Annotated in this window: 9 protein-coding genes; 3 read left to right on the forward strand and 6 right to left on the reverse strand. The window is 33.2% G+C overall.

Features of this window, described 5'->3' with window-relative positions; all coding sequences use genetic code 11:
- Positions 1-174: 174 nt before the first annotated feature.
- From AB3U99_RS15680 to AB3U99_RS15695, 4 genes are all read right to left on the reverse strand, one after another.
- On the reverse strand, positions 175-2,277 hold the full coding sequence (locus AB3U99_RS15680) for a peptidoglycan D,D-transpeptidase FtsI family protein (protein ID WP_400242407.1): 2,103 nt from the start codon (positions 2,275-2,277) through the stop codon (positions 175-177).
- 265 nt (positions 2,278-2,542) lie between these two features.
- Complete coding sequence (locus AB3U99_RS15685) at positions 2,543-4,648, reverse strand: peptidoglycan D,D-transpeptidase FtsI family protein (RefSeq protein WP_400242409.1); 2,106 nt, start codon at positions 4,646-4,648, stop codon at positions 2,543-2,545.
- A gap of 172 nt (positions 4,649-4,820) precedes the next feature.
- Complete coding sequence (locus AB3U99_RS15690; protein ID WP_400242411.1) at positions 4,821-6,038, reverse strand: MFS transporter; 1,218 nt, start codon at positions 6,036-6,038, stop codon at positions 4,821-4,823.
- Positions 6,039-6,202: 164 nt separating this feature from the next.
- Positions 6,203-6,811: a superoxide dismutase gene (locus AB3U99_RS15695; RefSeq protein WP_251627522.1), complete on the reverse strand. Its 609-nt coding sequence runs from the start codon at positions 6,809-6,811 to the stop codon at positions 6,203-6,205.
- Between the two features lie 754 nt (positions 6,812-7,565).
- On the opposite strand from AB3U99_RS15695, the gene AB3U99_RS15700 reads away from it, so the two are divergent.
- On the forward strand, positions 7,566-8,261 hold the full coding sequence (locus tag AB3U99_RS15700; RefSeq protein ID WP_400242413.1) for a Crp/Fnr family transcriptional regulator: 696 nt from the start codon (positions 7,566-7,568) through the stop codon (positions 8,259-8,261).
- A 531-nt stretch (positions 8,262-8,792) separates the two neighbouring features.
- On the opposite strand, the gene AB3U99_RS15705 is transcribed toward AB3U99_RS15700, so the two are convergent.
- The gene (locus AB3U99_RS15705) at positions 8,793-9,272 is read right to left on the reverse strand and encodes a DUF456 domain-containing protein (RefSeq protein WP_400242415.1); all 480 of its coding nucleotides are present in this window, start codon (positions 9,270-9,272) and stop codon (positions 8,793-8,795) included.
- 147 nt (positions 9,273-9,419) lie between these two features.
- Between AB3U99_RS15705 and AB3U99_RS15710 the strand changes: the two genes are divergently transcribed.
- A complete protein-coding gene (locus AB3U99_RS15710; protein ID WP_400242417.1) occupies positions 9,420-10,199 on the forward strand; it encodes a DUF1189 domain-containing protein in 780 nt (259 codons plus the stop codon).
- 60 nt (positions 10,200-10,259) lie between these two features.
- On the opposite strand, the gene AB3U99_RS15715 is transcribed toward AB3U99_RS15710, so the two are convergent.
- Complete coding sequence (locus tag AB3U99_RS15715) at positions 10,260-11,948, reverse strand: methyl-accepting chemotaxis protein (RefSeq protein ID WP_400242419.1); 1,689 nt, start codon at positions 11,946-11,948, stop codon at positions 10,260-10,262.
- 181 nt (positions 11,949-12,129) lie between these two features.
- Here AB3U99_RS15715 and AB3U99_RS15720 point away from each other — a divergent pair, with 181 nt between their 5' ends.
- Positions 12,130-12,450 (forward strand): LysM peptidoglycan-binding domain-containing protein, encoded by a 321-nt coding sequence (locus tag AB3U99_RS15720; protein ID WP_400242421.1) that lies wholly within the window; start codon positions 12,130-12,132, stop codon positions 12,448-12,450.
- Positions 12,451-12,627 lie beyond the last annotated feature (177 nt).

Consider the following 12,627-nt stretch of genomic DNA (forward strand, 5'->3'; position numbering starts at 1 on the left):
AACTGTTTGTAAATCAATGTAAACGCAATGTAAATTTAGGGATTTCCCTTATATTTTGTCGTTATATGTTAGTTAACATTTAGTTCTGCCTTTATTAAAAGACTTTTTTCTTTAATAAAATGCAAAAAAAGGACAAAACTAATGGAGAATAGTTTGTCCTTTTTATTGCTATCATTATTTTTCTTCATTTTCCTCGTCTTTTTGTCTTTCTTTTTTCAAATCGAAATATGCATCCAATACACGTTCTCCGATTTTTTTATTTGCACCATTATCAACACTTCCTTGGTATGCCCATGGAACCATCACCGCCATCGCAACTTCTGGATTATCGGAAGGAGCATAGCTAATTAAGCTTAGGTTCATGACTTGAGGAGGTATTTTACCATAATCACTTCTAGATGGTCCATCATAAAATGCTTCTGCAGTACCTGTTTTTGCTGCAGGAGAATAATCTTTCCCACCTAAATTAGAATAAGCCGTACCTTTTGGAGTTTGTGCTACCATTTTAAATCCTTGCTGTACTCGTTCAATCCATTCTGGTTTTACATCAACCTTATTTAATACTTTGGGTTTAATGGTTTCTACAACCGGACCAAGTGTACTATCGTCTGCTACAGGTTCACGAATTTCTTTTACAATATGCGGTTCCATCCTTTTCCCACCATTAGCGATTGTGGAAACATATTGCGCGAGCTGCATATTTGAATACGTATCATATTGTCCAATCGATAAATCTAGTAAGAAACCTGGCAATGTATCTTGTCCTTTAAAGCCAACTTGTTCGTTAGGCAAATCAATCCCCGTGCGAATTCCTAATCCATACTGAGCAAATTCATTTCTAACTAATGAAAAGTCACTGAGCTGTACTGACAAGGGTTGACCATATACATAATTTGCACCAGCCATCTTCATCACTGTACGGAACATATAAACGTTAGAAGATCGTTGCAATGCAGTGAGATCATTAATTGGTCCCATTGTTGTCCATGATTTTTTGATTGTGTTTCCTATTTTTACTGGTGTATCATTCCAGACTGTTCCAGGAGAAATAGCTCCTGTTTTATATCCAGTTAATACGGTTGCACCCTTTACAACAGATCCCACGTTGTAAGTAGTTGTAATATTACCAAGTGCATCGTCTTGAACTTCCAATTTTCCTGTTTTTTCATTTCTTACTAGTCGCTTTCCTGCCATTGACAGAACATCTCCAGTGTTTGGATTCATCATAACGACATAGGCTCTATCAAGCAATTTCGTACCAGCAAATGTCTTTGCTGTTTTTAATTCTTCCTCGATAACTTTTTCTACTTCTAATTGAAGTTCCATATCAATTGAAAGAACTAAATCATTCCCTCGTTTCCCTTCCGTAATGACCTCAGTACTTACGATATTGCCTTTTTTATCTGTTTTATTGCGAATTTTTTCTTTTTGTCCTTTAAGAACATCCTCATATTGAAGCTCTAAATAACTTGTTCCAACCCGATCATTCCGACTGTATCCTCTTGAAACATAATAATCTAAGTTTTCAGCCGGCAATCCTCTCTCAGCAGAACTAACATTACCTAAAACAGATTTTAAAGTATCTCCGAATGCATAAAATCTTTCCCAGTCAGTTGTTGTATCTACACCAGGTAACGCTTCTAAATTCTCACTTACAACTGCAAACTCTTCGTCACTAACGTCTTTATTTTTTACCATTTGCGGAGTTAGTTTGTACCCGCTAATAAACTCACGATAGATTGCTAAAACCTCTAAATCATGATTAGAAAGTGTTTTTAAGTCCTCTTCTGTAATACGATTAAGCTGCAATTGATATACTTCTGTATTGTATTCGTCTTGATCTGGATACTTCTCTGCTAATGCTTCCTTTTCCTTATCAGAGACCTTCTTATTAGCCTTTTCTTCATTTTTTATAATCCAATAATCCTTTTTCTCACGCTCTGTTACCTTATTCGTATCTTTCATAATATACTTTGAAAGCAACTCAGCTGTTTCGAGCATCTCTTCTTGCTTCACTCCAGAATTAGTATATGTAATTGCTTTTTGCGCAACATTATCCACAATTACTTTTCCAGTAGCATCATACATTTTCCCACGGGGCACAGAGGTATTTACTGTAACATCTTCTGTTTTCTCTAACTCTCTTTTATAATCCTCTCCATAAACAATCTGCACAAAACCTAGTCGCAGAATTAAGGCTGAGAATAATAAAAAGACAAAAAAGAAAATAATATTAAGACGTACAGGTATCGTTTTTTTCTTCTTCTTTTTTCCCAACGTTTAATCACACTTTCCTTGAATATTCTTTTTCTATTGTAATAGAAAACAGTAGATTATTCTATTAATAACCAAATGGAATAATATCCCATAATTGTTTCAGGCGCGAAATATGCTTTTTCTTCCTATGTTATTAATTAATATGGAAATAAAAACGCCTATGTATCCACGTTTCTTTTATCCAAAAAACACCAAAAAGACTATCTATAAAAGGCAGATATGTATCTGCTCATAGATAGTCTTTTTATTGTAAGAGTCTATTAATCTAGTCTTTTTCTTTCTTTAATTCAAAATATTTATCCATTACACGTTTTCCGATGGTTAAGTTCGGTGAAGGTCCATCATTCGTTGTATAAACCCACGGAACCATTACAGCCATTGCTACTTCTGGATTTTCAGATGGAGCATATGTTATTAAACTAACATTCATTACTTGTGGTGGTTCTTCTTGTTTATTTAATGGATCATAATAGAAAGCCTCTGCAGTCCCTGTTTTTCCAGCTGGACTATAAGAAGCTCCTGCAAAAACACTTCCTGTACCTCCTGGTTGCATTACCATACGAAAGCCTCTTTGAATTTGCTCTATCCAGCCAGGTTTTAATTCTAATTTATTTAATACTTTGGGTTGAATTTCCTGAACAATCGGTCCTAATTGCCCCTCTTCAATAGAAGTCTCCCGTATTTCTTTCACTATATGTGGTTGAATACGATAACCACCATTCGCGATTGTTGAAATATATTGTGCTAATTGCATATTCGTATACGTATCATATTGTCCTATGGATAAGAACATGAGATTTGCTGGCTGATTTGGATCAATTGCTCCTTTAAATCCAGCCATTTCATTCGGTAAATCAATTCCTGTTCGAACACCTAAACCAAATTCAGAAAATGAATTTCTTATCTTTGGATAAGCATCCAAATCGATGTTTAAAGGCTGCATATAGGCATAATGTCCTTTACCTATCATAATAGCCGTTTTAGCCATAAAAACGTTTGATGATTGCTTTAGAGCAATTAAGTCATTAATATTACCCATTGTTTTCCAAGATTTAAATGGGTTTGAACCCTTTATTTGCATGGTTGAATCATTAATATAGGTCGTGCCAGGGCTAAGTACTCCTTCTTTATAGCCTGTTAATACCATAGCTCCTTTCACTACTGAACCCACATTATAAGAAGTTGTAATATTTCCCAATGCAAAATCTTGTACAATTTGTTTACCTGACTTATCATCTTTTCCCAATTGTTTACCAGCCATTGTTAAGACTTCACCTGTATGTGGATCCATTAATACAACAAACGCTCTATCTAAATATTGGGTACCAGCATAGCCGTATTTCGTTTTTTTAAGTTCTTCTTCAATGATTTTCTCAACTTCCAACTGTAATTTCATATCGATCGTTAATACTAAATCATTCCCTGCCGATCCATTAGTCAAAATTTCCGAGCCTACAATTTCATCTGTTTTATCTTTAATATATTTGACCTTTTTCTTTTGACCTTTTAAAACATCCTCATACTGTTTTTCTAAATAACTTAATCCAACTCTATCGTTCATGCTATAGCCCTTTGCTAAATAGCTATCTTTTTGTTCTGCAGGAACCCCTCTTTGTGAAGTACTTACATTCCCCAAAACAGTTTTCAATGTGGAACCAAATTCATACTTTCTATCCCAATCACGAAGGGTGTCTACACCAGGTAATCTTTCTAAATTTTCACTAATAATGGCAATTTCTTTATCGGTAACCCCTTCATTTTTTACAATATGGGGAGTATAAAAATAACCGCTTTGAAATTCTCGATATATCGCTAATGTTTCCAAATCTAAATCGGTTAGTTTGTTTAAATCTGTTTCAGATATGCGACTACGCAATAGCTCATCATACGCTTTTTGATATTCTTTTTTGTCGTCTTTATACTTTGACGCAAGCTGTTCCTGATCTTCTTCTGATATCTTTGTCTTTGCTTCATCTGGATTGATTAAAATCCAATAATCTTTCTTGTCTCTTTCTGAAATCTTTTTAAGATCTTTATCACTGTCCATCTTAATAATTTTTGCTAATTCTTCAGCGGTATCCCGCATTTCTTTTGGTGTATACTTCTTCCAATTAGTATATGTAATGGCATTCTTGCCAACATTACTTACAATATTTTTACCTGTTCTGTCATACATTTCGCCCCTAGGAACAGAGGTGCTAATTACGACATCCTCTTTCTTCTCTACTTCTTTTTTATAGTCATCTCCATACACAATTTGTACAAAGCCTAATCTTAAAATGAGTGCTGAAAACAATAAAAATACCGTAAAGAATATAAGGTTTACTCTTAAAGGTATTGGATTTCTCTTTTTTTTCTTTTTTTCCCCCACTTTTAACTCCCCACCATTTCCTCCAAAACTTTCCTAATTACTATTTTAAAGGAAGTTTACAGAAATTTCTATATGATTACAGGATTTTTAATGGAATTCTCTCTTTTCTCATTCACCTTTTCACACAAAGAAGAAGATCTGTTAACTCTATAACAGATCTTCTTTTACATAGTTAAGCTGTCTTCCATCTGATTCTTCTAGCAAAGAAATAAATCACAGAGTGTCCACTTCCTAGGATAAACAACAATACAGGGATTACTTTATTTGGATTGAACATGCTAACACCAATTATAAAAATGAGAACGGATAAAAGCCTTCCTAGATTGAGAAACAATTCTCTAACCACTATATATTCAATTCTCATTTCTCCTGCTTTCCAGCCTTTTCCGATTACATCAAAAGTTAAGCTTGTATAAGGAACAAGAATTAATGGATAGGCGATTGCTATTGTACTCGCATAAATCAGTAATTTCGTATAAGAAAAATCAAAAACGATAATAAACATCGATAGGAATAACATAATTCCCCCAACTAAAATGGACTTATTCCGATTCTCATTTTTGATTGTCCTCGAAACAATATAATAGGCAACAAATGAAATTCCCGAATTGATTAACCCAAATTTACCTAAAGCTAACTCACTGTCTGTAGCTATATAAACAAAGACAGTTATCATAAACGCAAAGACACCTTCTCGTAAGCCTTGGAAAAAATGAGCGTTCGTAATAAGTTTCCAGTTATAATTATTTTTTCGCTCTTCCAAAATTCTTTTAAAAAAATATTTTCCTTCTGCCGGCCTTCTTTTAAGAAAGAAACTAGAAATAACCGCTAGAAGAAAGAGACCAAGAGACATTCCAAAAACAATCATATACCCTGTGGACTTTGTTAGCTGGGAGATAATATAGCCCGCAATCATCGGGCCAATCATTCCAGCAACAGAATTTAGCAATCCTAAAAAGCCATTAAAAAAATCTCTTGTTTCCGGTTCGGTAACTTCAAATGTTAAAACATTATACGCTAGCCAATAGAATCCGTTGCCAATACCAAGTATTGCCCCTAGCACTAGGAGAAATGTCGATGCCTTGTCTCCAATTAACAAAACTGTCAAATAGAATATGGTAAGGAAGGCAACTCCAATTCGAAATACAATGACACGATCAATTTTCTTTGCCCATCTGCCAGCAAGTGTAAAGGTAAGTAATTGTAGCAAGATAATAGCAAGATTATACAATCCTAAATCTCTAAATTCGCCTGACTGTTTCCATAAGAATACATTAACAAAAGTATTAGAAAGCGCTACACTTAATGAGTACAAGCCTCCTGTGAGCAACAATATTTTCAAATCTTTTGTAAGCTCTACATCACCTAATATTTTCCCTATTTTCATCATAGAAACTCCCCTTTGTTCTAGAGTAGTTTCTAACAAAATGAATATCGTTATGCATTATATATAAAAACTAACAATTATGAAAATAAGCTTATCATTACTAAATTTCTGATAATAATACAAAAAACCTGTGAGCATTATGCCCACAGGTTTTGCTTAACCTATAATTATTTAGCAGCAGAATAACGTTTAGCTACTTCATCCCAGTTAATGACATTAAAGAATGCACTGATATATTCAGGACGACGGTTTTGGTAATTTAAGTAGTATGCATGCTCCCAAACGTCTAATCCTAAAACAGGTGTTTTACCTTCCATTAAAGGATTGTCTTGGTTTGGTGTGCTTGTTACTTCTAACTCACCGTTGTTAACAACTAGCCAAGCCCAGCCTGAACCAAAACGAGTTGTAGCAGCTTTTGAGAATTCTTCTTTGAAGTTTTCAAAGCTACCAAATTTGCTGTCAATTGCAGCAGCTAAATCACCAGTTGGTTGACCGCCACCGTTTGGAGAAATTACTTCCCAGAATAATGAATGGTTTGCATGTCCACCACCATTGTTACGAACTGCAGTACGAGCAGCTTCTGGAACTGCATCAAGATTAGATACAAGCTCTTCAACTGTTTTAGAAAGTAATTCGTCATTTCCTTCTAATGCGTTGTTTAAATTTGTTACATAAGTATTGTGATGTTTCGTATGATGAATGTTCATCGTTTCTTTATCAATGTGAGGTTCTAATGCATCATAAGCGTAAGGTAATTGTGGTAATGAATAAGCCATGTCTAATTCCTCCTAATATTATATGTATTATTTTCTTCCCTATAATATTTTGTCCTATTCCAACAATTTTTATAAGAGAAGCTCTTTAACAATACATTAACAAATAAAGAACTTACTTTCAATCTATTTGCTTGAAAAGATTCCCTCTTTAAAATACCCATTTTATATTATTTTAAACAGACAAATGATTGGTTGTTATAACGCGCAGAGAGTTCTAGTATATTTATTATTCTTAAATCTGATAAAATTCACTTTTTGCTTTAATAGTCAGAAAAATGGCGTTCATTCCCTTAATGAAAACCACTTTTCACTTTACTCCTCAGAAAAATAGCGTTCATCCCCCTAATGAAAACCACTTTTCACATCAAATAAAGGGAAACTTCCATCAGTCTCCCACCTGTCTTCCTCGAATTCTCATAAGCAAGAGGTGAGAGTCTTATTGAAGTTTAAAGTGAGATAAATATCCTACATAAAAATAAGACTATTCTACTCTCCATATTTTTTATCATCCTTAGTGATTAACATCACTCCAGTATTCATGCTAATTTGTAATTACCGCGTCTATTAGAACTTATCCTGAAATAAGTTCGATAAATTGTCATTTTTCCGTTTCTCCCTTTTGAATCAACGTTCTAGAGTAGAATATAATCAATACCACTCATACTTAATCCAATTTATTCCATATTAAGATTGACAAATATTTCACAATGTTTTTTAATCAAGGAAAGAGGAACTTTTTAAGGAGTGCTTTCTTATGAATGAAGTACAACTATCATTATATAGTTTATTGATACAACATTTCTTTGAGACTGACAAAATAGAACATGTAAAAAAGGGAACTTTATTATTTCAAGAAAAAGAACCTGTTCAAAAAATATATATTATATTAAATGGAACGATATCTCTTGGGAGAGTACATGAGAAAGGCAAAGAATTTGTGATTAAGATACTCCATAACGAGGAATTACTGTTAGAGTACCAATTATTTAAACATTCTCCTAAGTATTATTTCTTTGCTAAAAGTCTTACAGATTGTGATGTTCTTGCAATTAGCCGCCAAGAATTTGAAGATTTAGCGTTAAAAGATCCAATGCTTCTTACTTCCATTACTAGTTGGTTAAGCACCGGATATCTAAAGGCCCATATGAAATGCCAAGATCTTATAATGAATGGAAAAAAAGGCGGTCTTTACAGCATATTAATCAGGCTGTGTCATTCATTTGGAATAAAAAATAAAGAAGGAATCTTGATTGATATTCCAATCACGCATCAAGAATTAGCGAATTTAACTTTTGGAACAAGAGAAGTTATTCAACGCATATTAAAAGATTTAAGAGAAAGGGAAGTCATTGACTATAGCAACCAGAAAATTACTGTAAAAAATCTTGCCTATTTAAAAAGAGCAGTCGATTGTCAAAACTGTCCCGTTGATATTTGTGGGCTTAATTAATAATAGAAGAGGCTGGGACAAAACAAAATATATAATGGTTAAAGACGAACAATCTCTCATATAGCTATTTAAATACCGGCTGGTTTTCAATATTGGGTTATGGTTATTTATGTTTTTAAAATATCAAGTGGAGAAACCAATTCATTCCATTGCGCTACAGACACACGATGTGCAGGGGAGCAACCTAAGCCCCTTCGGCTAAAGCCTGTGGGGTCTAAAGCTTGCTCTACTTCCCGCAGGAGTCGAGTGTCCTCCACTCCATTTCACTCCGTTTTTAAGTTTACTTAGTTATATCATTTTTTCAAAAGAATACATTAATTGTTAGGAAAAACGGTGCAGACTGAATACACGTAGATTCCTATGGGAGCTACGAGAAAGTCCGAGACCCCGCATATCAGCGTGATAACCACAAACCGTCTATTCTTAAAATTTAAAAACCCAAACAACTATACGAAATTTTTTAACATCTCCGTATAATTGTTCGGGTTTATATTTGGTTGGAACACTTTTGTCCCAGCTTCGTTCATTGAGTTATATTTTCAGCAAAAAATACACAATCATTATCCCCTGAATAATACCTTTTGTAACTATACTGCTGAGAAAGCCTATTAGTGAGCCTACTCCTATTTTAAGCGCATTTTTCCAATTGGTCCTACTAACGATAAGCTCTGCTAGTACGGCTCCTAGAAATGGACCTAGTAGAATCCCAATTACAGGAATGACAAAAGGTCCAACAAGCAATCCAATTGTACTTCCCCAAATCCCAGCCTTCGTACCGCCAAACTTCTTTACACCGATCCAGTTAGATACAGAATCAGCAAAAAATAATAAGACAACAAACATTCCTTGAATAATCCAAAAAAGGACACTAAGTTCTTCAAATGAAAAGAAGAGACCATATAATAGATACCCTGCTAAAATAAATAGTACACTTGGGATGATTGGATAAATCAGTCCAACAAAAGCAATAATAAATAAAATACTGATAATTATCCAATAAATAATATCCATAACATCCCCCTTTCCTTCTAATTTTAGTATAGGAACATCCTTTTAAAACTTTTACCATACTTTTTTATGCAAATCAAATGCTGGGACTTGTATCTATTGGCATTAAAAAGATACAATAGGAATGAAACTTTTGAAGGATGTGTCAGAATGAATATTTTTAAGCAGTTTTATCGAAGCCTCTATTCTCCAAAAGATATAGCAAGCTTCCGTTTTCAAGGTATCGGAAAAACCATTATTTTTTTGTTGCTTTTGACTATTATTGCAGCTATACCTAATTTGTATTATTTAAGTAAGGGAATCAATGAAGCGATACATACTTTTAGTATAACGCTGGAAGAAGAATTACCTTCTTTTACAATAAGCGATAATACACTACATACAAAAAATCAAGAAGAACCAACTATCATTGAAAAGCCTGATTTAACAATCATTTTAGATGCTTTTGGAACCTATGACCATACAAAAATTAGTTCTTACGGAAATACAGTAGCGCTCTTAAAAAATGAATTTGTTATCGTAACAGCAGGGCAGGCTCAGAGTTTTGAATATTCCTCATTTGGAAATATCACCCTTACAAAGGAAGAGCTAATTGATTTTATCCAAACAATGGATTCTTTAGCTTATGTGTTTATCATCATTTTAGTTGTCATCTATATCCTATTTATGCTTATTTATAAAGTTCTTCAAACAATCGTACTTGCTATGTTTGGAAACTTTTTCTCGAAAATTTTCAGAAGAGAATTAACATATGCACAATGCTGGAAAATCACCGTATATAGTACAACCATTCCCGTTATTTTCTTTACTATTATGGACTGTTTACAAACCATTGTTCCTAGTGGCTATTTATTAAATTGGTTCATTAGTTTATTCCTTGTTTGTTTAGCAATTAAAGAAGTCAAACCGGAAAAACCACTCCAACCATAAAAACAGTAAAAAAGCAAAAACCATACACATTGGTTTTTGCTTTTTTATTTCTTAGATGATTTACTTTTCTTCCATCTTGATATTTTCCTCTAGTTTCGCCACTAATGTCGATAGTCTGGAACTTATCTCAGCATTAACTTTGATACTATCCTGCTGTATTTCACCTATTTTTTTCATCTCATCTGAACTTGCAAGTGTTTGTTGACTGATGGAAGTAACATGTAACGTGCTATATTCCATCTTCGGAAAAAATACTTGTAGCTCATTTAATAAATGGTGATTATCTTTTAGCCCTTCACTAACTAAAGTAATTCCCTCCAATAACTGATTAAAAGAAACAGTCGCTTTTTGCACTAAATCATCGCTTTTCGTAAAATTGTTTTGTATATCTTTTAAATCACTTGATGACTTTTGAATGATTTGGTCCATATCAAGTGTAAACGTTTTAATATCCTCTGCTGATTTAGAAGACAAAACAGCAAGTTTTTTCACCTCATTTGCTACCACCGCAAATCCCTTTCCTTGGATGCCAGCTCGAGCTGCTTCTAATGTAGCATTTAAAGCCAATAGCTTGGTTTGTTCCGCAAGTCCTTTTATATCTTCTACAACCTTTTTTATTGATAGAGCATGATTATTAAGCAAATCATTATTACGATAAATTACTGTTACTTTATCTTGTAGCACATGTTGACTTGCAAATAAATTATTTATATTTTCTTCGCCTAGTATGGCAGAATCATTCATTTTGTCTGTGTGTTCTTTTATTTTTTGACTACTTTCTTCAATTTGATCACTTAAGCCTTTCATTTCTTGGAAAACGGTTATATTATGTTCTGAACTGATTGCCGTTTGCTCAGCACCATTTTTCACCGTAATAATCATATCCGTCAGTACCTCTCCACTTTCCATCATTTGCATTGCTTCTGTTTGTAAAATATCATTTGTTTTGGATAAATGAGCACTAGTTGCATGCATTTCAGAAAGTATAAGCTTTAATCTTTGTATTAATAAATTATAACTGTTAATCAACGAGTTGATTTCAGGAATCCCTGTTTTAATGCTAGAAACTTCTTCTAAATGACCATTCCTTGCCATGCGCATAATTTCTCTTAATGTTAATAGTGGGCTTACCATTGTTTTGACAAAAAATCGAATAACAACAGCAATAATCACTATGCTCAATACCGAAAAAAGCAACAAACTATTTTTCAACTGATTTACGTTATGTAAATATTCAGATTGGGGGATTACTAATAAATAAATCCCTTTTAATTCTTGAATTTTTTGAAAGGCAACGGTATATGTGTCTCCATTCCATTTTGTATCCAATACGCCTGATTCTAATTCTTCTATTTTCTGAATAAAAGAATCTTCCAATTTAAATTGGGAGGTCTGACTCACTTTAAATGGTTTTACTTCCTTTTCTGATAGTAAAAAGAACGAAGCGTTTAACCCTTCTTTGGCAAAGCTAGCATCTTGATCTCTAATTATTTGTTCCATTTTAGATTGAAACTTCTCTTCCTGACCAACATACATTAGCATTGTATTTTGAGCCATTACGTAAATAGTACTTGTTTCTTTCTCTAATCTTTCCTGCATCATCTTAATTGTCATTTTTGTAGAGCTATTAATAGAGATAAACGTTAAAATCAAAATGGTAATAATAAATAACGGCAAAATAAAAAGAAATAACCGATTTTGTATAGAAAGCTTTTCCTTTATTCTTTTCTTTTTTTTGACTTTTTTCATTTACTTCGTCCCCCCCAATGACCATTTTCACAGAAGTATGTTAAGGGGATGTAAAGATTAAGTAATTTATTATTAAATTTAAGACTTTTTTCCTATCTCCATTTTCCTGATACTTTATTTAGTTCTAATTTATAGTGGACAAGCATATAGTTTGTCTATAACCAGTTTAGGGGGATGTAGGATGAAAAGGTTTTTTATTACCTTTGCAATTTTAGTGACAATATACGTTATTTATATCGATTTAAATGAAGGTACACTTTCCTCTACTCAAAAAAAAGAACCCTCAATAGAAGTACAGGCATCCCCTGAAGATGCACGTTTATTTTTTGAACAACAAGTCCAATCTGGTGATACAGTTCTTTCTATTGTAGAGGAATATTCTTCTGGCACCTTATCGGTTAGCATAGAGACTGTTGTAAATGACTTTCAAAAACTAAATGATGGTTTAAAACCTGAAGATATTCAAATAGGAAAATCATATTCTTTTCCTATATATAAATAATATACATTTAACTTCCACAGAAATGATAATTGTGGAAGTTTTTTATATCCTTGCTAGAACATAAAAAACTTTTTAACCCTATATAGAGGGATTCCCAGCAAAAATACAAAGCAATTTTTAGCAAGTTTCTTGTCAATATGAATGATTCATTGATACAATAGGAAAGGTTACAAAGAA

The sequence above is a fragment of the Niallia tiangongensis genome (assembly GCF_044704065.1).
GTDB lineage: Bacteria > Bacillota > Bacilli > Bacillales > Cytobacillaceae > Niallia > Niallia tiangongensis.